The following is a 26274-nucleotide window of genomic DNA, read 5'->3' as shown; positions in this document are numbered from 1 at the left end:
ATCTGGCCGGGACTGGTCAATACCCCACCGTTCTGGTCTAGAATAAGTGAATGGGTCGAGATAGCGAGAGACGCAATCTGGACCCCAGGCGCATCGCCTGCACGGAGCGTGCAAGTCGCGATGTACCCGATACCCGCAGGGGGAGCCCCTGCCAGTCACAGTGGTAGACACGATGACGATCATGACTTCCCGTATCGAGGTGCGCGAGCACCTTGCCCGCGCCTACTGCCCGGCCCGTATTCCGGCCGAGGACGAGGCGCGTATCGACGAGATCAAGCGTCTGCTCGAGCTGCACAACGCAGTACTCGTCGCTCACTACTATACCGACGATGCGATTCAGCAGCTGGCCGAGGAGACCGGCGGCTGCGTGGCTGACTCGCTGGAGATGGCCCGCTTCGGTGCGCGTCACGACGCCGACACCCTGGTGGTGGCCGGGGTGCGCTTCATGGGTGAGACGGCCAAGATCCTGTCGCCCGAGAAGCGTGTGCTGATGCCCACTCTGGAAGCGACCTGCTCGCTCGACATCGGCTGTCCGGCCGACGAGTTCAGCGCCTTCTGTGACCAGCACCCTGAGCGTACCGTGGTAGTCTACGCAAACACCTCTGCGGCGGTGAAGGCGCGTGCCGACTGGGTGGTGACTTCCTCCATCGCGGTGGATGTCATTGAACATCTGCAGGCCCGTGGCGAGAAGATCCTGTGGGCCCCGGACAAGCATCTGGGCGGCTATATCCAGCAGAAGACCGGCGCCGATATGTTGCTGTGGGATGGTGCCTGTATCGTCCATGAGGAGTTCAAGGCCAAGGGTATCGAGGATCTGAAAGGGCTCTATCCGGATGCCGCCGTGCTGGTGCATCCTGAATCGCCGGCTTCGGTGGTAGCGCTGGCCGACGTGGCTGGCTCGACCTCGCAGCTGATCAAGGCGGCCAAGGAGTTGCCGAACGACAAGCTGATCGTCGCCACCGACCGCGGCATCTTCTTCAAGATGCAGCAGATGGTGCCCGAAAAGATCCTATTCGAGGCGCCCACCGCCGGCAACGGCGCGACCTGCCGCAGCTGTGCCCACTGCCCGTGGATGGCGATGAACGCACTGGACAACCTGGCCGGTGCCCTGCGCGAAGGCAGCGGCGAAATCTTCGTCGACGCCGAGCTGCGCCTGAAGGCGCTCAAGCCGCTGGAGCGCATGCTCAACTTTCAGAAGTAGCAGTGCCGGTCAGAAGTAGGTGAGTGCCGGATAATCGCGCTTCCGATCAAAGCACGAGTGCCCGCGAACCCTCGCGGGCTTTTTCATCGAAACTTCTCCATGGTCTCGCGATAGCCGATGAAATCTTCCCGGCGCTGCTCGATGCGCGCCAGAGCGTTGCTGTCGCCGCTCTGCTGCGCAATCCCGCGGGCCACGTCGAGCTGGCGAATCGCGCGCTGGATGTCACCGGTGAGCTGCATCTGCTCGGCCCGGGCCAGGTGGCCCCAGGCCTCGCGGCCGCTGCGACCGGCGGCTTCGGCGAGCAGGGTAAAGACCTGGGGGTCCTCGGGGCGCCGGCTGGACAGCTCATTCAGGACTCGGTAGGCCTCGTTGGGGTCGCGCTGAAGCAATGCTTCGCCCAGGATGCGAGTGGCCGGCATATGGCCCGGCATCAGGCGCAGCACGCGCCGGCTGCGCTCGATGGCGTCGTCGTAGCGGGCTGCGTCGAAGGCGACCTCGGCGGCGCTGACCGGCAGGATGGCCAGGTCGGGAAGCTCCCGGGCGAGACCATCGAGCTGGCTGAGAGCGCTGTCGGTCTGGCCGTGGTGGGCGGCGATCAATGCGTCGAGGTAGCGCTTGGCCGCTGCCGGGGCGTCATCCTGGGCCAGGCGTGTCGCGGCCTGCTGCGGGTCGCGCTGATTGATCGCCAGCAATGCCCGGGCGCGAACCAGATGGTAGATCGGGTCGCCCTCGCGGGGGCGCACGGGCTCGAGCTGGGAGGCGCGGGACTCGGCATCGCTGATACGCGACTCGGTCAAGGGGTGGGTGAGCAGGAACTCCGGTGGATTGCCGCCCTGCAGGCTCACCTGGCGTTGCATGGCACGGAACATCCTGACCATGGCGTCGGGGTCGAAGCCGGCCTGGGCCATGGTCTGCAGGCCGAGCCGGTCGGCTTCCTGTTCGAAGCGCCGCGAATAGGCCAACTGGTCCTGCACGAAGGCGGCCTGGGAACCCATGGCCGCGGCAATGCCGGCGTCGCCACCGCCGCTGGCGGCGATCAGCATCCCTGCCAGCATCGCGGCCATGGCCGGCAGTTGGGTTTGCTCAGCGCGTGCCTGGCCGCGGGCAAAGTGACGCTGGGACAGGTGGCCCAGTTCGTGGGCCAGCACCGAGGCCACGGCATCCTCTTCGTTGGCGAAGGCGAACAGGCCGGCGTTGACGCCGATGACACCACCCGGTACGGCAAAGGCGTTGAGGGCACGGCTGTTTACCAGTGTCACCACGGTACGGGTATCGGCCAGCCCGCTGTGCGGCAGCAGACGCGACACCAGCGTCTCCATGTAATCCTGGGCGATGGGATCCTGCCAATTGGGCGCGCGGGCGCGGAACTGACGCAGCCAAGCGCGTCCCAGGCGGAACTCCTCTCCGGTCATGGCCTGGCTGCTGCCGGTCAGGCTGGGGAGGCCATAATCTTCCGTGGCGCTGGTTGGCACTGGCGCGGCCAAGGCCAACGTCAGCGCGACGGCACCGGTGGTCAGGCAGGTTCGGGTCTTGCGCAACATGTGCCAGTCTCGTTCGCAGCAGCGGTGGTTAACCTATCCGACATTGATTCGGCCCGCAAAGTGCCTTTAAATCTCAAGGGTTTTGCGCTTCCCTGCAAGGGCAACCGCTCAATCCAGCAAGATCGTTTGTATTTTCCCGGGAGACGACATGGCTGTGCAACCAGACGATGTACTCGATGCCTGCGGCCTGCCTTGCCCGCTGCCACTGCTCAAGGCCAAGCAGGCGCTGGCCAGGCTTGCGGCCGGCCAGATACTCGAGATCCGGGCAACCGATGCTGGCTCCTGGCGCGACTTCGAGACCTTCGCCGACAACAGCATCCACGACTTGATCGAGCGGGAAGAGCGCGGCGAGGTCTTTCACTTCTGGCTACGCAAGGGCGAGGAGCCGGCCTCATGACCTTGCGTGAGGTGTTCAAGGGTTGGGTCGAGCACTACTTTTCGGATGAGGAAGCGGTCATCCTGCTGGTCGTGCTGGTACTGGGCTTCGCCGCGGTGATTCTGTTTGGTCGCATGCTGGCTCCGTTCCTCACTTCGCTGGTCATCGCCTTCCTGCTGCAGGGCGGGGTCAACGCTCTGACGCGGCGCGGTGTACCGCACTTGATGGCGGTGACTCTGGTCTTCCTTGCCTTCATCGGCGTGCTGCTGGCGCTGGCCTTCATCCTCATGCCCCTGATATGGAACCAACTGGTGGGCCTGGTACAGGAAACGCCGCGTATCGTGGCCAGCGGCCAGCGCTGGCTGGACGATCTCCAGGAGCGCTATCCCAACCTCATCACGCCGGACCAGGTGCAGGAATGGATCGCCGTGGCCGGCCGTGAGCTGACCCAGTTCGGCCAGCGCGCCCTGACCCTCTCACTGGCTTCGCTGGGCAATATCCTGGCGCTGATCATCTATCTGGTATTGGTGCCGATCCTGGTCTTCTTCCTGCTCAAGGACCGCGAGCAACTGGTCGGTTTCATCCTGTCGTTGCTGCCTCAGCAACGCACGCTGATGACGCGCATCTGGCAGGAGATGGATACCCAGATTGCCAATTACGTGCGCGGCAAGTTCGTCGAGATCATCATCGTCGGTACGGTGTCGTTCTTCACCTTTGCCTTCTTCGGCTTGCCCTATTCGGCGCTGCTCGCGGTACTGGTCGGGTTCTCGGTGCTGGTACCCTACATCGGCGCGGCCGTGGCGACCCTGCCGGTGGCTGCCGTGGCGGGCTTCCATTTCGGGATGAGCGAGCAGTTCCTCTACGTATTGATCGCCTATGGCGTGATCCAGGCGCTGGATGGCAACGTGCTGGTACCGATCCTGTTCTCCGAGGCGGTCAACTTGCATCCGGTGTCGATTATCGTGGCGGTGCTGTTCTTCGGCGGGGTCTGGGGCTTCTGGGGGATCTTCTTCGCCATCCCCCTGGCCACGCTGCTCAAGGCCCTGGTCTATGCCTGGCCGCGAGGAATTCGGCAGTACCATGACTCGCAGCAGGTCGAGGAGCCGGAGCAGCGGGTCGAGGAGTGAGTGGCATCCGCCCGTTGGTCCCGGGCGGAGTGCCTGTCTCTGGCTTCAATCTCTGGCTTCAATCGGCAGCGTGCAGCGCCTGGGCCGCTTCGAGTACCTCCTGGGCGTGCCCCTTGACCTTGACGCCGCGCCACTCACGGGCAAGCTTGCCTTCGGCATCGATCAGGAAGGTACTGCGCTCGATGCCGAGATGCTCCTTGCCATACAACTTCTTCAGCTTGATGACGTCGAACAGTTTGCAGATTTCCTCGTCCTGATCGGAAATCAGCTCGAAGTTGAACGCCTGCTTGGCCTTGAAGTTCTGCTGGGCGCGAATGCCATCGCGCGAGGCGCCGAGGATGACCGTATTGGCGGCTTCGAAGTCTGCCTTGCGGTCGCGGAAATCGCCGCCCTCGGTGGTACAGCCGGGGGTGCTGGCCTTGGGGTAGAAATAGATCACCACCTGGCGACCTTTGAGTGCGGAGAGGGAAACGGTGGTGTCGCCGGTAGCGGCGGCACTGAAATCGGGCACCGGTTGGCCGATGGCAAGCGTCATGAGAGGCTCCTTGGCTGGATGGGAAGCGTTTCATTACACGCAGGCCTGCGTGCGCTGTCAAAGAGCACGTCGGCCGTGCTGTACAGGCCTGTGCCGCCTGAGTACCATTTACCCTTTGCTCGAGACCAGTCGATACGACACCCGAGTGCAGCGTGAGCGGCTATTGCGTAGAGGAAGAGAGATGATCACTGGCAGTATCGTCGCCCTGGCGACGCCGATGAAGGCCAATGGCGATATCGACTGGGAGGCGTTGCGCCGCTTGGTGAACTTCCACCTGGAGAACGGCACCGACGGTATCGTGGCTGCCGGCACCACCGGTGAGCCCACTACCATGTCCTTCGCCGAGCACTTCGACGTTATCCGCGCGGTGGTGGAGGAGGTCAACGGCCGCATTCCGGTGATCGCCGGGACCGGCGCCAACGCCACCTCCGAGGCCGTCGAGCTGGCGCGCTACGCCAGCGAAGTGGGCGCCGACTACTGTCTGTCTGTGTGTCCCTACTACAACAAGCCCACCCAGGAGGGGCTCTATCGCCACTTCAAGGCGGTAGCCGAGGGCAGCCGCCTGCCGGTGATTCTCTACAACGTGCCCGGCCGTACCTGCTCGGATCTCTACAATGAAACCGTCATGCGCCTGGCCGAGGTCGACAATATCGTCGGGCTCAAGGATGCTACCGGCAACCTGGAGCGCGCCGAAGACCTCATCGCTCGCCTCAAGGGCAGCGGTTTCATGCTCTACTCCGGTGACGACGCCACTGCCTGCGAATTCATGTTGATGGGCGGCAATGGCGACATCTCGGTCACTGCCAACGTTGCGCCCAAGGCCATGCACGAGCTGTGCGTCGCCGCGGTCGCGGGTGATGCCGACCGAGCTCACCAGATCAATACCCGGTTGATGCCGTTGCATACCAACATGGGCATCGAGTCCAACCCGATTCCGGTCAAGTGGGCGCTGCACCGCATGGGCATGATCGAGCAGGGCATTCGACTGCCGCTCACCTGGCTGTCTAGCAAGTACCATGCGACGGTGGACGAGGCGCTGCAACTGGCTGGCGTAATCGACGATTGAGGCGGTGTGGAAGCTCCTGCCGCCCCGATATTCTGACTGCAAGGTGAATGCATGAACTCTGCGCTGAAATGGATGCCGCTGGTGGCTCTCGCTGCCCTGGCCACTGCTGGCTGTGCCCGCGAAGGCTTCTATGACGATCGCAACATCGATTATGTGAAGGCCCAGCGCAGTGCGCCCCTGGTCCTGCCGCAAGGGCGCAATGAGCAGCGTTACCGCGATGCCATGCCGGTACCTGAGGCCCAAGGCAGCCTGCGTACCGGCGGTGAACGCTTCCGCGCGCCCAGCCCTACGCGGCTGGCTTCCGGCAGTACGGTGGAGCGGGACTTCGTCGAGCGGCGTGAGATCGGCAACGATCGCTGGCTGGTGATCGGTTCCGACCCAGGCATGGTGTGGCCCCAACTGCAGGACTTCTCTCATGCCCGCGGACTGCAGGTACAGGCCAGCGATGACCGCGGCGTGCTGGAAACGGCCCAAGGCCGGCTGAGCGTGCGCCAGGGGCTGCGGGCCGGTGACAGCGAGGTTCGCTGCGACCAGAACGGGCGCCCCGTGGTGGCCTGCCTCGATGCGCTTGAGCAGCACTTCAGCGCACGCACCGCTACCGCCAGTGCCGCGTCGCTGGCCGGGCAGCAGATCGCCAGCGAAGACCGCCTGAGGTTCGAGCAGCTCTCCGGCGGTGAATGGGTGGTGCGCATCCCGCTGGACATCGACCGGGTCTGGGCCGAGCTGAGCCATCAGCTGGAAGCCGACTTCACCGTCGAGGAACGCCGTGAGCTGCTCGAGCAGAACCCGCAGCAGCATGATTTCCTGATCAGCTACATGACCGCCTCGGAGCGTGGCCGTGGCATGCTGCAGATCGTGCTGAGCCCCGACGTTCGCCAGATGCCTCAGGAGATTCGCCTGGTGCTCGAGTCGGAAGGCCCCGAGCGCACCACGCTGCGGGCCGTCAACGAGAGCGAGCGGCGCTTCACCGAAGAGGACGCCCGCGAGCTGCTCGAGCGGGTGGCGGGCCTGCTGCGCTGATGCAGTCAGGGCAGACCATCGGGTCGCTGCCGGCCGCTGGTCGGCTCGGCTTTGCCTCGCTCGGTAGCGGCAGCAAGGGCAACGCCACCCTGGTCAGCGACGGCGAGACCACGCTGCTGGTCGACTGTGGCTTCGGTTTGCGCGAAACCGAACGCAGGCTGGCGCACCTCGGCGTGCATCCGAGCCAGCTCGACGCCGTGCTGGTGACCCACGAGCATGGCGACCACCTGCGTGGCGTGGGGCCCCTGGCTCGGCGCTATGCGGTACCGGTCTACATCACTCCAGGCACCTGGCTCTCGGGTCGTCTGGGTGAGGTGCCTTGCCGCCACTGGATCACGCCGCAGTCGCGTTTCGCGGTGAAGAGCCTCGTCGTCGACCCGTTCACGGTACCCCACGATGCCCGCGAGCCGGTCCAGTTTCGCTTCGAGTCCCGCGGTTGCCACCTGGGTGTGCTGACCGACCTGGGTCACCCCACCGACCATGTCGTCGAGGCGTTCCGCGGCTGCGATGCATTGATCCTGGAGTGCAACCACGACCGTCACATGCTCGAGGTCGGGCCCTACCCGCCACGGCTCAAGCGGCGCGTCGGTGGCAACTGGGGGCACCTGGCGAACGTTCAGGCGGCGGCACTGCTGCAGCGCCTCGGCCTGGATCGCTTGCAGCACGTCGTCTGCTCGCACCTCTCGGAGCATAACAACCGCCCCGAACTGGCCCTCGAGGCCCTGACGCCTCTGCTCGACGGCGACGTATCACGCCTGACGATCGCCGCCCAGGACAGCGGGCTGCATTGGCAGGCGATCAACTGAATTGCCATCCTCAGGTCATGCCTTCACCCTTTCTGGAGACTCCCATGGAAAAGCGCCAAGAACTCTATGCCGGCAAGGCCAAATCGGTATATGCCACCGACGATCCCGACCTGCTCGTCCTCCATTTCCGTGACGATACCAGCGCCTTCGACGGCGAACGTATGGAGTCGCTGGCACGCAAGGGCATGGTCAACAACCGCTTCAATGCCTTCATCATGGAGAAGCTGGCGACGGCGGGCATTCCCACCCACTTCGAGAAGCGCCTTTCCGATACCGAGAGCCTGGTCAAGAAGCTCGAGATGATCCCGGTGGAGTGCGTGGTGCGCAACATCGCCGCCGGTGGCCTGGTCAAGCGCTTGGGCGTGGAGGAGGGTAGTGAGCTCACGCCGCCTACCTTCGAGCTGTTCCTCAAGAACGATGCCCTGCATGACCCGATGATCAACGAGTCGCTGGCCGAGACCTTCGGCTGGGCGACCCCCGAGCAGCTCGCCGAGATGAAGGCGTTGACCTTCAGGGTCAACGAGGTACTCAAGAAGCTGTTTGCCGACGGTGACCTGCTGTTGGTCGATTACAAGCTGGAATTCGGTCTCTTCAAGGGCCAGATCGTGCTGGGCGACGAGTTCTCTCCGGATGGCTGCCGCCTGTGGGATGCCAAGACGCGCAACAAGATGGACAAGGACCGCTTCCGCCAAGGGCTGGGTGGCGTGATAGAGGCCTACGAGGAAGTGGGGCGGCGGATTGGTGTGGAGTTCACCTGAGTAGAGGTTTTGAATCCGCCAGTCGTCGATCTGCCCTGACGCCCTCCCTGTGAGGGCGTCACCGTTTCAGGCCGGCACGATCTCCACCACGACGATCAACGTTTCCTGTCCTTCCTCGATCGCGTGAAAGCGCACATCGACATCGCGCAACCGCACGCCATAGACCCGGGCGCTATCGCCACCAAGTGTGCGCCGATGATAGGCGGGGCGGGGATCCTGGGCCAGTACCTGGATGATCAGGGTTCGCAGCGAATCGCCATCGCCTCGTGCATTCAGCGCCGCCTCGGCTTCGGGAGCGAAGGTTACCGGCAGCATGGGCGGAGCCTCGGGGGCGAAGCCGGCGCGGGCATCGGGTAGCGCTTCCACCCAAGGTAGGTAGGGCTTGATGTCGAGCACAGGCGTGCCGCTGACCAGGTCGCAGCCGCTCAGCAGCAGGCGCACACCATCCTGTGTGTCGATTCCGAGTAGTTCCACCAGAGACTGTCCTAGCCGGTTGGGCCGGTGGGTGCTGCGGCTGGCGAATACGCCGACCTTGGCGTTGCCGCCGAGCCGCGGTGGGCGGACGAGGGGGGACCAGCGTTCGGGGCTGAGGTGGAAGACGAAGGTCAGCCACAGGTGGCTGAAGGTTTCGAGGCCGCGCACCATCAAGGGGTCGTCATAGGGTGGGACGAGAATCAGCACGGCGTGAGCGGCCGGCGCCAGACCAGGTTGACGCGGTACGCCGAACTTGTCGGGAAAGTCGCTCTCGATGTGGCCGATGGCCTGCATCATGTAGCCGGTGGTAGGAGATGTTGGGCTGGTCATGGCGTTGCATTATGCCTGCCATTGGCCGCAGCGGCGAGCTTGTGTACCCTGCATGCCGAGGCAGGCAACGTGAGACATGGGCAGGGAAGATGGCAACGATGACGACGAACGATGCGCCGTCCGCGAGAAGCGGTTCGCCGCGGATCCTCTACCGACAGGCCAAGGCACGGGACGCTGCCGATCAGGCCGAGGTCTTCCACCACGCCGTTATGCAGGGTGCGGCCGCTCATTACAGCGTCGAGCAGCGCGAGGCTTGGGCCGCGACGATGCCAAGAGAGGCCAGCGCATGGGCGGCACGCCAGGCGCTCTACACGACGCTGATGGCCACCTGCGACGGGCGCTGCGTGGGGTTCCTGGAGCTGGACATCCCCAAGGGGCATATCCACACCCTCTATGTCTGGCCATCACTGGCGCGGCGCGGCATCGGCTCGACGCTGCTGGTGCACGCCGAGCGGGTGCTGCTCGAATACGGTTATGCGCGTGCCACCATCGATGCCAGCCGCATGCTGGCCGAAAGCCTGCTGCGCCGCGGCTGGCGGGATCTCGGCACGGAGTGGGTTACGCGCGACGGCGTGCGGCTCGAACGGCAGCGGCTGGAGAGGCGCCTCTCCGCTGTCGAAACCTAGGGAAACGCTGCACAAATGCCTGTGCGAGCGAATCGCTGCGTTGCGCGGTGCGCGGAATCCTCACCTATACCCCATAGGCTCCGGTTCCTGTGCTCCGTGCGCCTTGCGCTTCATCTCGCTCGTCGATTTGTTCAGCATTTCCTCAAGAAGCTCAAGCGTCGCGCAGGGCGCTGATACGCATCGACAGGTCGATCGCCTTGACGTCCTTGGTCAAGGCGCCGCTGGAGATGCAGTCGACGCCGGTCTCGGCGATCTGCCGCAGGGTCGTCTCGTCGACGTTGCCGGAAGCCTCCAACGTGGTCTTGCCGGCGTTGCGCTTCACCGCCTCGCGCATGTCTTCCAGCGTGAAGTTGTCCAGCATGACGATATCGGCGCCGGCCGCCAGGGCCTGGTCGAGCTCATCGAAATTCTCCACTTCGACTTCCACCGGCAGGTCGCGGGCGATGCTGCGTGCTTCCTTGACTGCGGCGGCAATGCTGCCGCAGGCAGCAATGTGGTTCTCCTTGATCAGGAAGGCGTCGTAGAGCCCGATGCGATGATTGTGCCCACCGCCGCAGGTGACCGCATACTTCTGCGCCAGGCGCAGGCCTGGCAAGGTCTTGCGGGTGTCGAGCAGGCGCACGCCGGTGCCTTCGAGCAAGTCGACATAGTGTCGCGTGCGGGTGGCGGTGGCGGAGAGCGTCTGCAGCAGGTTGAGGGCAGCGCGCTCCCCGGTTAGCAGGCGGCGCGCAGGGCCTTCAATCTCAAGGAAGCACTGCCCGGCCTCCAGGCGATCGCCATCGGCGGCGCTCCAGCGCAAACTGATGCTGGGGTCGAGGCGACGGTAGATCTCCTCGACCCAGGCCATACCGCACAGGACCGCCGGCTCGCGGGTGATGACCCGGGCCGTGGCCCACTGCGACTCGGGGATCAACTGCGCGGTGATGTCGGCGGGACCGACGTCTTCGGCCAGCAGATGAGCGGCGGCTTCGCGGATCGCTTCGGCAAGGGCGTCCTGATAATGCATGGCAGGCCTTTTCATGTTCATGGAGCGTCGGGATCGTCATTATAGGGAATCCAGGCCCAGGACGTCAGGGGAACGAGATGAGTATCGAGCAAGGTTGGCTGGAAGGCGTACGGCGCGTGCCGTCGCCCAACCAGGACGCACGTCCCGAGGGCGAGGTCTCGGCGATAGTGCTGCATTCGATCAGCCTGCCTCCCGGCGAGTTCGGCGGCGAGCATATCGAGCAGCTGTTCACCAACTCACTGAATGCCGCAGCCCACCCCTTCTTTGCCGGTATCGCCCAGCTACGCGTCTCCGCCCATCTATTGATTCGCCGCGATGGCGAGTGCGTGCAGTTCGTGCCCTTCGGCCGGCGTGCCTGGCATGCGGGCCGCTCGTGCTGGATCGACCGCGGGCAGGCGCGTCGCGCGCTGAACGATTTCACTGTGGGTATCGAGCTGGAGGGAGACGAGGTCCATGCCTATCGTGATACCCAGTATCGAGCTCTGGCCAAGGCCGTGAAGGCGCTCATGGAAAACTACCCTGAGGTGAATTGCGCACGCATCACCAGCCACGCGCGGGTGGCGCCGCTGCGCAAGAGCGACCCTGGTCCCGCCTTCGACTGGGCCTATTTCCGCCAGTGCCTCAAGAAGTTGGGATTCCAGAGGTAGAATGCGTCAGGAAGAATCATACGGTAGTTTTATTACATTTCGAACTCAGCCCCACGCCTGTCGCGATAGTTGTCGTAACATCTTGTGTTGCAATGCAATGTCGTAAGTGTGGAAAAATATTCCATTTCTTGGAGATTGGCAGAGAGACCACTTTACGGTATGTTCTACGCCATTCGTTGTATGCGCTTCTGTAATATGACTACAACAGCCGCGTCGCGGCCTGACATTCCCCTGATCGTCAGCGGTACTACCCGCCCCATCGTCTATCCGCATGGGGCAACCTGACATCACATTGTCACTCGGAGAGACGTCTATGAGTCTGGAGGCAAGAGAAGATTTCGATCCGGTCGAAACCACGGAATGGCTGGATTCCCTGGAGTCGGTCCTGGATCGTGAGGGCGAGGAACGCGCCCGGTACCTGCTGTCACGCCTGGCCGATCGGCTGCGCCGTGACGGCATGCAGGCACCCTTCTCGGTGACGACGCCGCATCGCAACACCATCCCGGTGCATCGCGAGGCGCCGATGCCTGGCGACCTGTTCATGGAGCGTCGCATCCGTTCGCTGATCCGCTACAACGCGATCGCGCAGGTCATTCGCAACAACCGCGCCAATCCGGGGCTGGGCGGGCATATTGCCAGCTTCATGTCCGCCGCCACGCTCTACGACGTGGGCTTCAACCATTTCTTCCGTGCCCCCAACGGGGATTTCGAGGGTGACCTGGTCTACATCCAGGGCCACGTGGCGCCGGGCGTCTACGCCCGTGCCTACCTGGAAGGACGCCTTACCGAAGCGCAGATGGACAAGTACCGGCAGGAAGTCGATGGTGACGGGCTGTCCTCCTATCCGCATCCCTGGCTGATGCCGGATTTCTGGCAGTTCCCGACCGTTTCCATGGGCCTGGGCCCGATCCAGGCGATCTATCAGGCTCACGTGATGAAGTACCTCGATTCGCGCGAGCTGAGGAACATGCACGATCGCAAGATCTGGTGCTTCATGGGCGACGGCGAGTGTGACGAGCCGGAATCGCTGGGTGCCATCCACCTGGCCAGCCGCGAGAAGCTCGACAACCTGATTTTCGTCATCAACTGCAACCTGCAGCGCCTCGATGGGCCGGTACGCGGTAACGGTCGCATCATCGACGAACTCGAGGGTGTCTTCCGCGGCGCCGGCTGGAATGTGCTCAAGGTGGTCTGGGGCCGGCTGTGGGACCCGCTGTTCGAGAAGGACAAGAAGGGTATCCTGCAGAAGCGCATGGACGAGGCGGTCGACGGCGAGTACCAGAACTACAAGGCCATCGACGGCGGCTACACCCGCGAGCACTTCTTCGGCAAGTACCCCGAGACCGCCGAGATGGTCAAGGACCTGTCCGACGAGGACATCTGGCGGCTCAATCGTGGCGGCCACGACCCGTTCAAGGTCTATGCGGCCTACCATGAGGCGGTCAACAACGCCAACGGCCGCCCCACCGTGATCCTGGCGCATACCGTCAAGGGCTACGGCATGGGCAGCGGTGAGGGCGAGGCTTCCATGGAAGCTCACCAGGTCAAGACCATGGAGTACGAGGCGCTGCGCAAATTCCGCGATCGCTTCGGCATTCCGCTGACCGACGAGCAGCTCAAGGAGGTGCCGTACTACAAGCCGGAGGACGACTCCCCCGAGCTCAAGTACATGCACCTGCAGCGCGAGCGCCTGGGCGGCTATCTGCCGCAGCGGCGCAACGATTTCCAGGCGTTGACGATCCCCAGTCTTGAGGACAAGACCTTCGCTACCCAGCTGGTCGGCTCCAAGGGGCGCGAGATCTCTACGACCATGTCCTTCGTGCGCATCCTCAACGGATTGGTGAAGGACAAGAAGATCGGCCAGCAGGTGGTGCCGATCGTGCCCGACGAGGCGCGCACCTTCGGCATGGAGGGCATGTTCCGTCAGCTCGGCATCTATACCTCCGAAGGTCAGAAGTACGAGCCCGTCGACAAGGGCCAGATCATGTTCTACCGCGAGGACAAGAAGGGTCAGATCCTCGAGGAGGGCATCACCGAGGCCGGCGCCATGTCGGCGTGGATTGCCGCGGCCACCTCCTACAGCAACCACAACCTGCCGCTGCTGCCGTTCTACATCTACTACTCGATGTTCGGCTTCCAGCGCATCGGCGACCTGGCCTGGGCCGCCGGCGACCTGCAGGCACGGGGCTTCCTGGTCGGCGGTACCGCCGGGCGCACCACGCTCAACGGTGAAGGCCTGCAGCACCAGGATGGCCACAGCCACCTGCAGGCGGCGACCATTCCCAACTGCCGTAGCTACGACCCGACCTATGCCCATGAAGTGGCGGTGATCGTCCAGGATGGCCTGAAGCGCATGTTCGCCGACAAGGAGAACTGCTTCTACTACCTGACGGTGATGAACGAGAACTACGAGCACCCCGAACTCGAGAACGTTCCCGTCGACGACATCATCAAGGGCATGTATCTGCTGCGCGAGCACAAGGGCGACAAGGGTCATGTGCAGTTGCTCGGTTCCGGCACCATCCTGCGTGAAGTGGAAGCGGCGGCACAGATGCTGGCCGACGAGTGGGGCGTGGCATCCGACGTGTGGAGCGTCACCAGTTTCAATGAGCTGCGCCGCGAGGCCCTGCTGCTCGAGCGTGAAGCCTTCATCAATGCCGCCGACGAGCCGGTCAAGCCGCACGTCACTCGCTGCCTGGAAGGTCGCAAGGGGCCGGTCATCGCCTCCACCGACTACATGCGGTTGTTCGCCGACCAGGTCCGTGCCTGGGTGCCGACCGACTACCATGTACTGGGAACCGACGGCTACGGCCGCTCCGACACCCGCGAGAAACTGCGCCACTTCTTCGAGGTCGATCGCTACTTCGTGACCGTGGCCTCGCTCAAGGCGCTGGCTGATCGCGGCGAGCTGGATCGCAAGGTCGTCGCCGAGGCGATCAAGAAGTACGGCATCGACCCCAACAAGCCCAACCCGCTGACCAGCTGATCCGGTGGCCAGGCGGGCCTCGGCCCGCCTGTTCCAGGCACGATTTGGAAGGAGCGCGACCTTGAGTAGCGAAATCATAAAAGTTCCAGACATCGGCGGCAGTGAAGACGTCGAGATCATCGAAATCGCCGTATCCGAAGGGGATGTCATCAAGCCAGAGGACACCCTGATCACGTTGGAATCGGACAAGGCCAGCATGGACGTGCCGTCACCCAAGGGTGGCAAGGTGGTCCGCGTGCTGGTGAAAGAGGGCGATACCGTTTCCGAGGGCGACGACATCGTCGAACTCGAGGTGGAGGGTAGCGGCAGCGATGACGCTGGCAGCGGCGAGAAGGCCGAGGCCAAGCGTGAGGAAGCACCCGCCAAGCAGCAGTCCGCGGCCGCTGAAGAGAAGCCGGCGGCGAAGAAGGCCTCCGGCGGCGGCAAGCGCACCGTCGAGATCAAGGTGCCCGACCTGGGCGGTTCCGAGAACGTCGAGGTGATCGAGGTGGCCGTCTCCGAGGGAGATGAGGTCAACGAAGAAGACCCCTTGATCACCCTGGAGTCCGACAAGGCCTCCATGGACGTGCCGAGCCCCTATAGCGGCAAGCTGGTCAAGTTCACCGTCAAGGAGGGCGATACCGTCTCCGAGGGTGATGTGATCGGCACCATGGAGATCGCCGGCGACGGTGAGGCCGACGAGGCCGAACCCGAGGCGGAGGAAACCACCGCTGAGCCCGCCGAACAGGCCGAGGAAGAGGCGACGAGCGGCGAGCCCGAGCGCAAGGAGCTTCGCGTGCCGGATCTCTCCGGCTCTAGCGACGTCCCGATCATCGAAATCGCCGTCAGCGCTGGCGACGAAATCAATGAGGAAGACCCGTTGATCACCCTGGAGTCCGACAAGGCCTCCATGGACGTGCCGAGCCCCTACAAGGGCAAGCTGATCGAACTCACTGTCAAGGAGGGCGATACTGTCTCCGAAGGTGATCTGATTGGCTATATTGAGGTGGCTGGTGCCAAGCCACAGGCGGCCACGTCCAAGGCCAGCAAGGCGCCGAGCGAGCCGAGCGAAAAGCCGGCCTCGTCCACCCAGGCCAAGCCGACTCCGGCCGGTACGCCGAGCCCCGAGGCGCAGATGGCGGCCCACAAGCCGCGCGATGGCAAGCTGGTTCATGCTGGCCCTGCGGTGCGCATGCTGGCACGCGAGCTGGGCGTCGACCTGGGGTTGGTCAAGCCGAGCGGGCCCAAGGAGCGAGTGCTCAAGGAGGACGTCCACGCCTACGTCAAGCAGGTGATGGCGGGCCAGGCCAAGGCGCCTGCCGCCGCGCCGGCAGCGTCCGGGGGCGCCGGTATTCCGCCGGTGCCTGACCAGGACTTCAGCCAGTTCGGTGAGATCGAAGAGAAGCCGATGGGGCGCCTGCTCAAGATGGGCGCCACCAACCTGCATCGCAGCTGGCTCAACGTGCCCCACGTCACTCAGTTCGACGAGGCGGACATCACCGAGCTGGAGGCCTTCCGCAAGTCGATGAAGGCCGAGGCCGAGGCCCAGGGTGCCAAGCTCACGCCGCTGCCGTTCATGATCAAGGCGTGCGCCTTCGCCCTGCGCAAGTTCCCGCAGTTCAACGTCAGCTTGAAGAGCGACGGCGAGACCCTGGTATGGAAGAAGTACGTCCATATCGGTGTCGCCGTGGACACGCCGGACGGCCTGATGGTGCCGGTGATCCGCGATGCCGACAAGAAATCGCTGATCGAGCTGGCCAAGGAGAGCGTCGAGCTTGCCGGCAAGGCGCAGTCGAAGAAGCTCAAGCGCGAGGAGATGACTGGCGGTTGCTTCACCATCTCGAGTCTGGGTTCCATTGGCGGCACTGCCTTCACGCCGATCGTCAATGCTCCGGAGGTTGCCATCCTCGGTGTCTCCAAGGCGCAGATGAAACCGGTGTGGAACGGTTCCGACTTCGAGCCGCGGCTGATGATGCCGCTGTCGCTCTCCTACGACCACCGGGCCGTGAACGGCGCCGATGCCGCGCGCTTCACTGCCTTCCTGGCGGCGGCGCTGAGCGACATTCGACGCATGCTGTTGTAATCACGGCTCGAGGCAGTATCGACGGCGCCCTGCGGGGCGCCGTCGGTGTTTGCAGTCGCCACTTTAGGGTAGGGATACCAAAGTGCAACCTGACCTTATTTGACTGTAAATGCAGAGGCTTAGGCCAAGCGCATGGGGCTCGGGCAGCAGCATGCGGTTGTCTGGTGGCGTCGCCGCGGTTATCGTTCATGACATTCCTTTTACCCACAAGAATTTCCACTCTCTCAAGGAGCAGCTAGATGCGTTTGATCCTGTTGGGCGCGCCGGGTGCCGGCAAGGGTACCCAGGCCCAGTTCATCTGCGAACGCTACAAGATTCCGCAGATTTCCACTGGTGACATGCTGCGCGCGGCGGTCAAGGAGGGCAGCGAGCTGGGCCTCAAGGTCAAGGAGATCATGACCAGCGGTGGCCTGGTGTCCGACGAGCTGATCATTTCGCTGGTCAAGGAGCGCATCGCGCAGCCCGACTGTGAGAATGGCTTCCTGTTCGACGGCTTTCCGCGCACCATCCCCCAGGCCGATGCCATGAAGGAGGCCGGGGTCAAGATCGATCACGTGCTCGAAATCGCCGTGGCGGACGAGGAGATCGTCAAGCGCCTGGCGGGGCGACGCGTGCACCCGGGCTCCGGCCGGGTCTATCACGTCGAGTACAACCCACCCAAGGAGGAGGGCAAGGACGACGTCACCGGCGAGCCGCTGATCCAGCGCGATGACGACCGCGAGTCCACCGTACGCAACCGCCTGGCGGTGTACCACGAGCAGACCGCACCGCTGGTCGACTACTACCAGCAGTGGGCCGAACAGGAGCCGCAGGCGGCGCCTGCCTACCATCGCGTGGAAGGCATAGGCAGCGTCGACGAGATCACGCGCAAGGTGACTGAGGCGTTGGACGCCTGACTCCTTTCGAGCACCTGATGCTTGGAATGGCCCACTTCGGTGGGCCATTCGCGTTCTGAATCATCGTCCCGTGTGCCGCAGCGGCGTATAATGATCCGCCCATGTTCTGACTCGACAACCCCTATGCCGATCCTGCTGGCCCTCGATGCCTCTTCCAGTGCTTGCTCTGCCGCCTTGTTGATACGGCGTGGCGGCGATGAGGAGCGCCTGGTTTCCCGCTTCGCCCTGACCCCCCGTGAACATACCCGCCGCCTGTTGCCGATGGTCGACGAAGTGCTGGCCGAGGCGGACGTGTCCCCTTCCGAGCTGGACGGCGTGGCCTATGGCCGCGGCCCCGGCTCCTTCACCGGGCTGCGTATCGCTGCCGGTACGGCTCAGGGGCTGGCCTATGGCCTGGATCGACCGCTGCTGGGCGTCTCGACCCTTGAGGCGCTGGCCCTGGCGGCGCATCGGCGCCATGCGGTCGAGTACATCGTTGCGGCGATGGACGCGCGCATGGGTGAAATCTACGTTGCTGCCTGGCGCTGTCGCGATGGCGTGACCGAAGCGCTGCTCGAAGAGGCGGTGATACCTCCGCAGCGCCTGCGACTGCCTGAGATTACAGAAGAAAGCGGATGGTATGGCATCGGCTCCGGTTGGGCGCTATGGGAGGCAATGCCGGCTGAGGTACAGGCGGCTATTGCGCAGCGCGATGCTGAATCCGAGCCTGCCGCCGAGGAGATGGTATTGCTGGCCGCCAGAGACTATGCACAGGGTCTTCGCCCTGCCGCCCATGAGAGCCAGCCTATCTACCTGCGTGATCAGGTGGCATGGCAGAAGGGCAAATGAACCGTAGCGCCCGGCCGAGCGACGATGCTGTGAGCGCAAGCGGCGAGTTGGAGCTCCGGCGCGACGGGGGTGCCCTGGTGCTGGCCGGCGATCCGGCGCGCTACGGCAAGCCCCTGCGGGTCGACTTCGCCGAGGGGCGCGCCGCCCATCGCCGCCGCTTCGGCGGCGGGCGGGGTCAGCTCATCGCTCGGGCATGCGGCTTTGCCGCCGGGGTCACGCCCAGCGTGGTAGACGCCACCGCCGGCCTCGGCCGCGATGCCTTCGTGCTGGCCAGCCTCGGTGCCGAGGTACTTCTGATCGAGCGCGTAGCGGAGATCCACGCGCTGCTGGAAGACGGCCTGGCGCGTGCCGCCCGAGACCCCGAGGCGGCAGAAATCGTGACCCGTATGTACCTGGCCCATGGCGACGCCACCCGCGAACTCGCCGCGCTGGTCGCCACCAGCAGGGTGGCGCCTCAGGTGATCCACCTCGACCCCATGTTTCCCCACCGTGAGAAGTCCGCGCTGGTGAAGAAGGAGATGCGCTTGTTCCGCGAGCTTGCCGGGGATGATGACGATGCCCCGCGGCTGCTGGAAGCGGCGTTGGACGTGGCCACTCACCGCGTGGTGGTCAAGCGCCCGCGCAAGGCGCCACCCATTGCGGGCCCGGCGCCGCAGCACGTCATCGAAGGCAAGACCAGCCGCTACGACCTCTACGTCCATCGCTCACTCAAACCCACCCCTACTCGTGGCTGATGAGTTGTAGCCTATGCCGCAGTGCCGGATCGTACAGCTCACCGCTGCGTTGTGCGGCGCTGCGCAGCCGCTCGTCGAACCACAGTCGCTCATCTTGCTCCCAGATCCAGCCTTCGGCCTCCAGGCTTTCGATCAGGCTGGCGAACAGCTTGCGGTCGAAGAACTCCGGCGCGTCGCGTCCGGAGAGCAGCGCCAGGCGCTCGGTCAACTGCTGGCTGCGCTCGGCCAGGGCGTCACGCCCCAAGGTGCCGGGGGGTTGGGCCAACAGGATCGCCAGCAATAGATAGCCGCGCTCCAGCGAGGGCTGCATCAGTCTCGCCAGCAGGCGCAGCTGCTCGCCGGCCTCCAGCGAGGCGGGCCGTTGCCAGCCATCGCCACTTCGTTCCAGCAAGCCTTCCTGACACAGCGCCTCCAGCATGGCTGGCAACGCCTGGGACAGCACTACTGGCTCCAGGAACAGCTCGCGGGCCAGTATCGGCCAGGGTGGCTCGAGCTGAGCCTGCAGGTTATCGAGATCCTGGCGTGGAGAATGGCGGAAGGCGAAGGCGGTCAGGCCGGCCAGGGCGAACAAGTGCAATACGTTGTTGCGGTACCACACCAGCAGGTTGGCCTGCTCCGTTGTCGCTACCAGGATGTCGCCCAGCGCATGGGGTCGGCGTTCGATCATTCCCAGCGCGACGACCCCTGCGATCCAGTCGTCTGGTGCGCCCTGGGGCAGACTGACGTGCTGGCCGCCCGGGCAATGGCGCTGCAGGGCGGCGAGCAGGGCGAGCTGCCGCGACATCAGGCTGGCCTCGATGGCGTGATGGGGCGTGGCCAGCAGTACCAGTGCCACCAGATTGACTGGATTGAGTGCCGCAGCGGCGTTGATGCGCCGGGCCAGCTCGTCGCCCAGCCCTGGCACGGCCTGGTTGAGCCAGGCCGGCTTGGCCGAGGAGGTGTCCGCGCGCCAGTCAGGCGCGCTGGCGTCGAGCCAGGGGCCGAGTTGCAATGGCTCGCCGACGTTGACCGACACTTTGCCGAACGGCTGGCGTAGCTTGCTGATAACTCCGAGCAGTGCCAGCGGAGATTCCTTGCGCTTCTTGCCGCCGCGCAGCTCGCGCTGATAGCTGGAATTCTCGATGACGCGCTCGTAGCCGATGTACACGGGAACGAAGGCGAGCCGGGGCGGGCTGGTATTGTCGGCGCTGCGGCGGAACGAGCGCAGCGTCATCGACAGCATGCCGGGGCGCGGTGCGAGCATGCGCCCGCTGCGTGAACGGCCGCCCTCGATGAAATACTCCAGCGGATGACCGCGCTCGAGCAGACGATGCAGGTACTCGTTGAACACTGCTGCATAGAGCGGCTTGTCGCGGAAGCTGCGGCGCATGAAGAAGGCCCCGCCGCGGCGTAGCAGCGGGCCGATGACCGGCATGTTCAGGTTGCGCCCGGCGGCGATGTGTGGCGGCATCAGGCCGTCGCGGTAGAGCACGTAGGAGAGCAGCAGGTAGTCGATGTGGCTGCGGTGGCAGGGTACGTAGACCAGCGTATGATCGCCCGCCAGCGCCTTGACCCGGTCGAGGCCACGCACCTCGACGCCATCGTATAGTCGGTTCCACAGGCGCCGCAGCAGGCCGTCCATGAAGCGCAGCACCGGGTAGGTCATGTTCGAGGCGATCTCGCGGCCATAGCGCAGGGCTCGTCGCTGCAGCCGCTCGGGGGAGCGTTTCTCGGCTGGTGCCAGTTCGTTGATGACTCGACGCACTGGAGGGCTCGCTACCACGCCTTCAATCAGGGTGCGGCGGTGGGAAAGATCGGGGCCGAGCACGCGTGCGCGCATACGCCGGAAATGGATGCGCAGCAGTCGGGCGGTCTTGCGGTTGGCCACGGCGGGACCGCGCTCGTCCAGCAGGTCGCGCAGCTGCAGCGGTGCGCCGAAATGGACCTCCACGCTCTTGCCGTTGACCAGCACCGAGAGCGCCCGGCGCAGCCGCCCGGTCAGCTGCCAGCTGTCGGCGGAGAGCAGTCGCCAGAAACCGAAGCGCTTGCCAGGGGCGCGCCCCCAGAACACGCTTACCGGGATCAACTGAATATCGGCATCAGGATGAGCGTCCAGGTACTCCAACGCCTGGCGAAAGGGAGCCTCGAGCGCACGGGTGCGACGCCAGAGGCGGCGCTGTCTGGCGGGTAGTGCCACGCTGGCCGGCAGTGTCAGGCCATCCAGGTCGAGACGCCCTTGGGGCGGCGGCAGTCCGTGACGCTGGCACAACACCTCGAGCAGCAGAGCATCGGACAGGGCGGGATGTGGTAGCACGTAGAGCGTGGGTCGTGAGGGAGTGATGGCCAGCTCCGTGGGCTCGGGCTCGATGAGTCGAGTCTCGACCCAGGCCTTGAGCAAGCCCTTCAATGGGGCGCGTAGTATAGAGAGTAGAGAGTGGGCTAGGGCCATCCGATTGCCTCGATGTCGAACCGAGGGGCCAGTATAGCCATGGCACCCTGCTTGGGTCAGGTGCTTTCCCTCGCCGTGCAAACGTGCGTCAATCACGGCTGGCAAGGAGACGGGAGGCATGCCATGCATGGCGTGTGGCGGGATGGCAATCGGTTCGAGCTGCTGGCGGAGTCGTCGTGCTTTCTGCCGGTGATGTTCACGGCCATAGAGCAGGCGCGTCGCTCGATACTGATCGAACTCTACCTGATGGAGTCGGGGCGCCTGGCCACGGAGCTGATCGATGCGCTATGCCGCGCGACGGGACGGGGCGTGACGGTGGCCGTGATGCTGGATGCCTATGGCGCCATGGGGCTCGCCGGGGAGGATCGTGACCGCCTGGAGCAAGCCGGCGTGGCGCTACGGTTGTTCAACCCCCTGGGGCTGCGTTCGTTGACGCGCAATCTGACCCGCGACCACCGCAAGCTGGTGGTGATCGACGGCCGGGTCGCCTTCACCGGCGGCTTCGGCGTGCTCGATGAGTTCCTCGAAGCCTGGTACGAGGTCGCGATACGTATCGAAGGACCGGTCATCGCCGACTGGGTGCGGCTGTTCTCGCGGCTGTGGGATTCGCCGATGACACGAGGAGCAGGCGAAGCGACACTGGTGCGGCACTTGCGGCTCGAGCTCGGTCCACATGAGGACTATCACGGTATGCGTGGCCGGGTGGTATGGGGGCAGGGCTACCGCTACCAGGCCATTCGTCACTCGCTGTATGGCCGGGTATCATCGGCCCAGCGCCGTATCTGGCTGTGCACACCCTACTTCGTGCCCACCCTCAGTTTGCGCATGCGGCTGGCCCGTGCCGCCCGTCGCGGCGTCGACGTGCGCCTGCTGCTGCCTGGCCGCGACCACGATCACCCTTGGGTGCGCTATGCCGGCCAGCGCTTCTATCGGCGCCTGCTGCGCGCCGGCGTGCGCATCTTCGAGTTCCAGCCCACCTTCATCCATGCCAAGTTCTCGCTGGTCGACCAATGGTCGAGCCTGGGATCGTGCAACTTCGACCACTGGAGCCTGCACTGGAACCTGGAGGCCAACCAGGAGGTGGACGATGCCCGTTTCGCTGGCGAGGTGGCGGCACTGTTCGAGCGCAACTTCTCCGCCAGCCGCGAGATCACCCATCGGGAGTGGCTGCAGCGTCCGCGTTGGCAGCGCTTCAAGGAGTGGGTGTTCGGTAGCTTCGATGCCTGGTTGACGCGGCTACGGTGACGGGCTATTGCGCTCATGACACCTGTCCTCGAGCGACATCCGCGCTGATCGCCGCGAGTGGCTGCGCTAACGCCAGCGCTTCCGGGTAGCTATCGCTTTGTTGCGCTCCCGTGCTTATACCGGAAGACAGGCGAGACTACCGCTTGCCGCTGGGTTTTCCCTTGATGGGGCCGCGGCCGGCGGGTTTCTTCTTGCGCGGCATGGGCTTGGGTGTCTCGGGCGGCACGCGGTAGTGCAGGTAGAGATCCAGCACCAGGTCCGGCAGTTGGCCGACCAACGACTCCATGCGTGCAGTATCCGCCGCCATTTCGGCCATGTCCGGTTCGTCCTCGAACAGTCCCGACAGCGCCATGAACGGCAGCAGCAGGGTGGCCACAGTTTCTTCGTCCTGCTCGAACCAGGCCGCCTCGTCGAGGAACACTCCCTCCATGAATCCGGCGCACCAGTCGCCAATGGGCGTCTCCTCCGGTGGCAAGTCCTCAAGGGTCAGGTCGAAGGGCAGTTCGGGCAATCCACCCTGCTCCAGCGTGTCGATAGCGCTGGTGCGCAGCTTTTCCAATAGCCCAAGGATCTCGCTGCGCTCGTCGGCATTGCTGAACGCCGGCTCGCCGTGGAACAGTTCCGCCACCCAGGTAGCGGATTCCACCTCACGGGGGGCTACGGCAAGCGCGACCAGAAAGCCATGGGCCGAGATCAGGTCCAGAGCATCGGGGTCGACGCTCTCGGAGTCGAGGAACTCGTCGAGGCGGTCGAGTTCTTCGTCCTCGAGCAGGGGCTGGGGCAGGGGCGTATCGGACATCGGGCCTCTCGCATGGCATCGTGAAGGCGGTGTGGCCATGCAAGGCTGGACACCGCCGTGGCGGGACGTCATTTTAGCACCCATGAGACGACCTGCGCTTCCTGATCCTTGCCCCGAGAGGCTCGAGAAACTCGATGACAACGCCCTGCACCAGGCCTTGCTGGAGCGGGTGGAGGCTGCCTGGCAGCTGTGTCGCGACTATCATCCCGAGCTGCCCAGACCCAAGGTGTGGTGCGACCTGCGCGGCAAGTGCGCCGGCCAGGCGCACTACGGCCGCGGTGGGCTGCGCTTCAACCCGGTGCTCTTTCGTGAGAATCGCCACCTCTTTCTACGTGAGGTGGTGCCGCATGAAATGGCTCATTGGTTGGTACGTCATTTAAGCGACGGGCGCCATGCGAGACCTCATGGGCGGGAGTGGCGCACGGTGATGGAGCGACTGTTCGGCCTCAAGGCAAGCGTAACGCACTCCTTTGATACCCGGCGGGCAAGTCCCATGCCCTATCGCTACCTCTGTGCTTGCCAGGAGCACTTCTTCACTTCGCGCCGCCACGCACTGGCCTCCAAGGGGCGCCGCTATCGCTGCCTGTCGTGTGCTGAGACGTTGGTCTATCAATCCTTCGTAGAGCATGAAAAATATGCTACAAATGGCTGATTACTAAAGGAAAAATCCTGATACCAAGGTCTAAGAGGAAGGCCCGCGTCGAGGGTATATGCTGATGGGCGAATCTGATGCCGGCGCAACCCACAACAAGGCAGCCGGTAACATCCACCGTGAGGGTGCATCTCCTGGAAGAGGCTAGCCAATGACCGAGCAGCAAAAAGTCCATCCGGTAAGCGACGACTTCGCCGCCAACGCCTGGATCGATCGCGAGAAGTATCAGGCCATGTACCAGCAGTCCGTCGACGACCCCGAGGGCTTCTGGGCCGAGCAAGCCAAGCGTATCGACTGGTTCAAGGCGCCGACCAAGATCAAGAACACCAAGTTCGATCCGCACAACGTCGATATTCGCTGGTTCGAGGACGGCACCCTGAATGCCAGCGTCAGTTGCCTCGACCGCCACCTGGAGAAGCGTGGCGACCAGACCGCCATCATCTGGGAAGGCGACGACCCCAAGGATTCCAAGCACGTCACGTACCGTGAACTGCACGCCAAGACCTGCCAGTTGGCCAACGCGCTCAAGGAGCTCGGTATCGGCAGGGGCGACGTCGTGACCCTCTACATGCCGATGATCCCCGAAGCGGCCGTGGCCATGCTGGCCTGTGCTCGTATCGGCGCAGTGCATTCGGTGGTGTTCGGCGGCTTCTCCCCCGATGCCCTGGCCCAGCGCATCATTGGTGCCGACTCGAAGCTAGTGATCACCGCCGACGAGTCGGTGCGTGGCGGCAAGCAGGTACCGCTCAAGGACAACGTCGATGCCGCTCTGACCCGCAAGGGCACCGAGGTGTGTGAAAAGGTGCTGGTGGTCAAGCGTACCGGCGGTGAGATCGAGTGGAAGGAAGGGCGTGACGTCTGGTACCACGATCTGGTCGACAAGCAGGCCAGCGACTGCCCGGCAGAGGAGATGAACGCCGAGGATCCGCTGTTCATTCTCTACACTTCCGGCTCAACCGGCGCGCCCAAGGGGCTCAAGCACACTACCGGCGGCTATCTGGTTTATGCCAGCCTGACCCATCAGTACATCTTCGACTATCAGGATGGCGAGGTTTACTGGTGTACCGCAGACGTGGGCTGGGTCACTGGCCATAGCTACATCGTCTACGGTCCGCTGGCCAACGGCGCCACCACGCTGATGTTCGAAGGCGTGCCGAGCTATCCCAGCCATGGTCGCATGGGCGAGGTCGTCGACAAGCACAAGGTCGCCATTCTCTACACTGCGCCAACCGCCATCCGCGCACTGATGGCCCACGGCGACGGTGTGATGGACTCCAGCAAGCGCGACAGCCTGCGCCTGCTCGGCTCGGTGGGCGAGCCGATCAATCCCGAGGCGTGGGAGTGGTACCACCGCGTGATCGGCAACTCCAAATGCCCGATCGTCGATACCTGGTGGCAGACCGAGACCGGCGGCATCATGATCTCGCCGCTGCCGGGTGCCATGGACCTCAAGCCGGGCTCCGCCACGCTGCCCTTCTTCGGCGTGCAGCCAGCCCTGCTCGACAGCGAGGGCAACGAACTGAAGGGGGCCGTCGACGGCAACCTGGTGATCAGCGACTCTTGGCCCGGCCAGGCACGCTCGATCTGGGGTGACCACGACCGCTTCATCCAGACCTACTTCTCCACCTACAAGGGCTACTATTTCACCGGTGACGGCTGTCGTCGCGACGAGGACGGCTACTACTGGATCACCGGCCGTGTCGACGACGTACTCAACGTCTCTGGTCACCGCATGGGCACCGCCGAGATCGAATCCTCGCTGGTGGCTCACGAGGCCGTGGCCGAGGCCGCCGTGGTGGGCTTCCCCCACGACATCAAGGGCCAGGGCATCTACATCTACGTAACCTTGAACGATGGTATCGAGCCCAGTGATGAGCTCAAGAAAGAGCTGACCCAGTGGGTGCGCAAGGACATCGGGCCGATCGCCTCGCCGGACGTCATCCAGTGGGCGCCGGGCCTGCCCAAGACCCGCTCGGGCAAGATCATGCGCCGCATCCTGCGCAAGATTGCCGCCAATGAAACCGATGGCCTGGGCGATACCAGTACCCTGGCCGATCCGAGCGTGGTGGATGATTTGATCGAGAACCGCGCCGTTCGCTGACCACCCCGGTTCACGACTCTTTTCGCCGGC

General features: G+C 64.3%; 23 protein-coding genes. 17 read left to right on the top strand and 6 right to left on the bottom strand.

Translation table 11 applies throughout. The features are described 5' to 3' along the window. The first annotated feature begins 172 nt into the window (after positions 1-172). Positions 173-1201 carry a quinolinate synthase NadA gene (gene nadA, locus SPH52_RS00665; protein ID WP_411793063.1) on the top strand — a complete coding sequence of 343 codons (1029 nt, stop codon included), beginning with the start codon at positions 173-175 and terminating at the stop codon, positions 1199-1201. Between the two features lie 83 nt (positions 1202-1284). Here nadA and SPH52_RS00660 read toward each other — a convergent pair whose 3' ends face one another. Next, entirely contained in the window at positions 1285-2742 is a 1458-nt protein-coding gene (locus SPH52_RS00660) for a M48 family metalloprotease (RefSeq protein ID WP_411793062.1), read from the bottom strand. 148 nt (positions 2743-2890) lie between these two features. Between SPH52_RS00660 and SPH52_RS00655 the strand changes: the two genes are divergently transcribed. Beyond that, positions 2891-3139 carry a sulfurtransferase TusA family protein gene (locus tag SPH52_RS00655; RefSeq protein WP_411793061.1) on the top strand — a complete coding sequence of 83 codons (249 nt, stop codon included), beginning with the start codon at positions 2891-2893 and terminating at the stop codon, positions 3137-3139. Next, complete coding sequence (locus tag SPH52_RS00650; RefSeq protein WP_411793060.1) at positions 3136-4245, top strand: AI-2E family transporter; 1110 nt, start codon at positions 3136-3138, stop codon at positions 4243-4245. Before SPH52_RS00655 ends, SPH52_RS00650 begins: the two co-directional genes overlap by 4 nt. Positions 4246-4303: 58 nt before the next feature. On the opposite strand, the gene SPH52_RS00645 is transcribed toward SPH52_RS00650, so the two are convergent. Further along, the gene (locus tag SPH52_RS00645) at positions 4304-4780 is read right to left on the bottom strand and encodes a peroxiredoxin (RefSeq protein WP_411793059.1); all 477 of its coding nucleotides are present in this window, start codon (positions 4778-4780) and stop codon (positions 4304-4306) included. 181 nt (positions 4781-4961) lie between these two features. On the opposite strand from SPH52_RS00645, the gene dapA reads away from it, so the two are divergent. Genes dapA through purC form a run of 4 tightly spaced genes read left to right on the top strand, consistent with a single transcriptional unit; the run spans position 4962 to position 8430 of the window. Continuing rightward, positions 4962-5846, top strand: a complete 885-nt coding sequence (gene dapA, locus SPH52_RS00640) for a 4-hydroxy-tetrahydrodipicolinate synthase (RefSeq protein ID WP_411793058.1) — start codon at positions 4962-4964, stop codon at positions 5844-5846. A 51-nt stretch (positions 5847-5897) separates the two neighbouring features. Next, complete coding sequence (locus SPH52_RS00635) at positions 5898-6866, top strand: lipoprotein, NlpB (RefSeq protein WP_411793057.1); 969 nt, start codon at positions 5898-5900, stop codon at positions 6864-6866. After that, entirely contained in the window at positions 6866-7672 is an 807-nt protein-coding gene (locus tag SPH52_RS00630; RefSeq protein WP_411793056.1) for an MBL fold metallo-hydrolase, read from the top strand. The genes SPH52_RS00635 and SPH52_RS00630 overlap by 1 nt, the downstream gene beginning before the upstream one ends. Positions 7673-7716: 44 nt before the next feature. Then, the gene (purC, locus tag SPH52_RS00625; RefSeq protein WP_411793055.1) at positions 7717-8430 is read left to right on the top strand and encodes a phosphoribosylaminoimidazolesuccinocarboxamide synthase; all 714 of its coding nucleotides are present in this window, start codon (positions 7717-7719) and stop codon (positions 8428-8430) included. Positions 8431-8496: 66 nt separating this feature from the next. On the opposite strand, the gene tsaA is transcribed toward purC, so the two are convergent. Continuing rightward, a complete protein-coding gene (gene tsaA, locus SPH52_RS00620; RefSeq protein ID WP_411793054.1) occupies positions 8497-9234 on the bottom strand; it encodes a tRNA (N6-threonylcarbamoyladenosine(37)-N6)-methyltransferase TrmO in 738 nt (245 codons plus the stop codon). Positions 9235-9323: 89 nt separating this feature from the next. Here tsaA and SPH52_RS00615 point away from each other — a divergent pair, with 89 nt between their 5' ends. Beyond that, positions 9324-9860 carry an N-acetyltransferase family protein gene (locus SPH52_RS00615; RefSeq protein WP_411793053.1) on the top strand — a complete coding sequence of 179 codons (537 nt, stop codon included), beginning with the start codon at positions 9324-9326 and terminating at the stop codon, positions 9858-9860. Between the two features lie 151 nt (positions 9861-10011). Here SPH52_RS00615 and nadC read toward each other — a convergent pair whose 3' ends face one another. Then, on the bottom strand, positions 10012-10866 hold the full coding sequence (gene nadC / locus SPH52_RS00610) for a carboxylating nicotinate-nucleotide diphosphorylase (protein ID WP_411793052.1): 855 nt from the start codon (positions 10864-10866) through the stop codon (positions 10012-10014). 77 nt (positions 10867-10943) lie between these two features. Here nadC and ampD point away from each other — a divergent pair, with 77 nt between their 5' ends. The 6 genes from ampD to SPH52_RS00580 all read left to right on the top strand — a co-directional run bounded on the left by ampD (position 10944) and on the right by SPH52_RS00580 (position 19019). Further along, positions 10944-11513 (top strand): 1,6-anhydro-N-acetylmuramyl-L-alanine amidase AmpD, encoded by a 570-nt coding sequence (gene ampD, locus SPH52_RS00605; RefSeq protein ID WP_411793051.1) that lies wholly within the window; start codon positions 10944-10946, stop codon positions 11511-11513. A gap of 313 nt (positions 11514-11826) precedes the next feature. Next, positions 11827-14499 carry a pyruvate dehydrogenase (acetyl-transferring), homodimeric type gene (gene aceE, locus SPH52_RS00600; RefSeq protein ID WP_411793050.1) on the top strand — a complete coding sequence of 891 codons (2673 nt, stop codon included), beginning with the start codon at positions 11827-11829 and terminating at the stop codon, positions 14497-14499. A gap of 61 nt (positions 14500-14560) precedes the next feature. Beyond that, positions 14561-16561: a pyruvate dehydrogenase complex dihydrolipoyllysine-residue acetyltransferase gene (gene aceF / locus SPH52_RS00595; protein WP_411793049.1), complete on the top strand. Its 2001-nt coding sequence runs from the start codon at positions 14561-14563 to the stop codon at positions 16559-16561. 239 nt (positions 16562-16800) lie between these two features. Continuing rightward, positions 16801-17457 carry an adenylate kinase gene (gene adk, locus SPH52_RS00590; protein WP_411793048.1) on the top strand — a complete coding sequence of 219 codons (657 nt, stop codon included), beginning with the start codon at positions 16801-16803 and terminating at the stop codon, positions 17455-17457. A gap of 123 nt (positions 17458-17580) precedes the next feature. After that, positions 17581-18285: a tRNA (adenosine(37)-N6)-threonylcarbamoyltransferase complex dimerization subunit type 1 TsaB gene (gene tsaB, locus SPH52_RS00585; RefSeq protein WP_411793047.1), complete on the top strand. Its 705-nt coding sequence runs from the start codon at positions 17581-17583 to the stop codon at positions 18283-18285. After that, a complete protein-coding gene (locus SPH52_RS00580) occupies positions 18282-19019 on the top strand; it encodes a class I SAM-dependent methyltransferase (protein WP_411793046.1) in 738 nt (245 codons plus the stop codon). The genes tsaB and SPH52_RS00580 overlap by 4 nt, the downstream gene beginning before the upstream one ends. Here SPH52_RS00580 and plsB read toward each other — a convergent pair. Then, positions 19006-21447: a glycerol-3-phosphate 1-O-acyltransferase PlsB gene (plsB, locus tag SPH52_RS00575; protein ID WP_411793045.1), complete on the bottom strand. Its 2442-nt coding sequence runs from the start codon at positions 21445-21447 to the stop codon at positions 19006-19008. The two genes, SPH52_RS00580 and plsB, sit on opposite strands and share 14 nt — an antisense overlap. 123 nt (positions 21448-21570) lie before the next feature. On the opposite strand from plsB, the gene SPH52_RS00570 reads away from it, so the two are divergent. Continuing rightward, the gene (locus tag SPH52_RS00570; RefSeq protein WP_411793044.1) at positions 21571-22692 is read left to right on the top strand and encodes a phospholipase D-like domain-containing protein; all 1122 of its coding nucleotides are present in this window, start codon (positions 21571-21573) and stop codon (positions 22690-22692) included. A gap of 136 nt (positions 22693-22828) precedes the next feature. Here SPH52_RS00570 and SPH52_RS00565 read toward each other — a convergent pair whose 3' ends face one another. After that, positions 22829-23491: a YecA family protein gene (locus tag SPH52_RS00565; protein ID WP_411793043.1), complete on the bottom strand. Its 663-nt coding sequence runs from the start codon at positions 23489-23491 to the stop codon at positions 22829-22831. Positions 23492-23573: 82 nt separating this feature from the next. On the opposite strand from SPH52_RS00565, the gene SPH52_RS00560 reads away from it, so the two are divergent. Further along, positions 23574-24143 carry a SprT-like domain-containing protein gene (locus SPH52_RS00560; protein WP_411793042.1) on the top strand — a complete coding sequence of 190 codons (570 nt, stop codon included), beginning with the start codon at positions 23574-23576 and terminating at the stop codon, positions 24141-24143. Between the two features lie 151 nt (positions 24144-24294). Then, positions 24295-26244, top strand: coding sequence for an acetate--CoA ligase (gene acs / locus SPH52_RS00555; protein ID WP_411793041.1), 1950 nt, complete (start codon positions 24295-24297; stop codon positions 26242-26244). Positions 26245-26274: the final 30 nt, after the last annotated feature.

The sequence above is a fragment of the Halomonas sp. A29 genome, from assembly GCF_046723295.1.
Taxonomy (GTDB): domain Bacteria; phylum Pseudomonadota; class Gammaproteobacteria; order Pseudomonadales; family Halomonadaceae; genus Halomonas.
This window is presented reverse-complemented; position numbering and strand designations above follow the sequence as displayed.

Coding starts and splice junctions, on each gene's coding strand:
- acs (WP_411793041.1), top strand. CDS start 24,295: ATGACCGAGCAGCAAAAAGTCCATCCGGTAAGCGACGACTTCGCCGCC.
- SPH52_RS00645 (WP_411793059.1), bottom strand. CDS start 4,780: ATGACGCTTGCCATCGGCCAACCGGTGCCCGATTTCAGTGCCGCCGCT.
- tsaB (WP_411793047.1), top strand. CDS start 17,581: ATGCCGATCCTGCTGGCCCTCGATGCCTCTTCCAGTGCTTGCTCTGCC.
- SPH52_RS00655 (WP_411793061.1), top strand. CDS start 2,891: ATGGCTGTGCAACCAGACGATGTACTCGATGCCTGCGGCCTGCCTTGC.
- dapA (WP_411793058.1), top strand. CDS start 4,962: ATGATCACTGGCAGTATCGTCGCCCTGGCGACGCCGATGAAGGCCAAT.
- nadA (WP_411793063.1), top strand. CDS start 173: ATGACGATCATGACTTCCCGTATCGAGGTGCGCGAGCACCTTGCCCGC.
- SPH52_RS00565 (WP_411793043.1), bottom strand. CDS start 23,491: ATGTCCGATACGCCCCTGCCCCAGCCCCTGCTCGAGGACGAAGAACTC.
- SPH52_RS00615 (WP_411793053.1), top strand. CDS start 9,324: ATGGCAACGATGACGACGAACGATGCGCCGTCCGCGAGAAGCGGTTCG.
- adk (WP_411793048.1), top strand. CDS start 16,801: ATGCGTTTGATCCTGTTGGGCGCGCCGGGTGCCGGCAAGGGTACCCAG.
- SPH52_RS00660 (WP_411793062.1), bottom strand. CDS start 2,742: ATGTTGCGCAAGACCCGAACCTGCCTGACCACCGGTGCCGTCGCGCTG.
- SPH52_RS00630 (WP_411793056.1), top strand. CDS start 6,866: ATGCAGTCAGGGCAGACCATCGGGTCGCTGCCGGCCGCTGGTCGGCTC.
- plsB (WP_411793045.1), bottom strand. CDS start 21,447: ATGGCCCTAGCCCACTCTCTACTCTCTATACTACGCGCCCCATTGAAG.
- SPH52_RS00635 (WP_411793057.1), top strand. CDS start 5,898: ATGAACTCTGCGCTGAAATGGATGCCGCTGGTGGCTCTCGCTGCCCTG.
- aceE (WP_411793050.1), top strand. CDS start 11,827: ATGAGTCTGGAGGCAAGAGAAGATTTCGATCCGGTCGAAACCACGGAA.
- nadC (WP_411793052.1), bottom strand. CDS start 10,866: ATGCATTATCAGGACGCCCTTGCCGAAGCGATCCGCGAAGCCGCCGCT.
- SPH52_RS00580 (WP_411793046.1), top strand. CDS start 18,282: ATGAACCGTAGCGCCCGGCCGAGCGACGATGCTGTGAGCGCAAGCGGC.
- ampD (WP_411793051.1), top strand. CDS start 10,944: ATGAGTATCGAGCAAGGTTGGCTGGAAGGCGTACGGCGCGTGCCGTCG.
- SPH52_RS00570 (WP_411793044.1), top strand. CDS start 21,571: ATGCATGGCGTGTGGCGGGATGGCAATCGGTTCGAGCTGCTGGCGGAG.
- tsaA (WP_411793054.1), bottom strand. CDS start 9,234: ATGACCAGCCCAACATCTCCTACCACCGGCTACATGATGCAGGCCATC.
- SPH52_RS00560 (WP_411793042.1), top strand. CDS start 23,574: ATGAGACGACCTGCGCTTCCTGATCCTTGCCCCGAGAGGCTCGAGAAA.
- SPH52_RS00650 (WP_411793060.1), top strand. CDS start 3,136: ATGACCTTGCGTGAGGTGTTCAAGGGTTGGGTCGAGCACTACTTTTCG.
- purC (WP_411793055.1), top strand. CDS start 7,717: ATGGAAAAGCGCCAAGAACTCTATGCCGGCAAGGCCAAATCGGTATAT.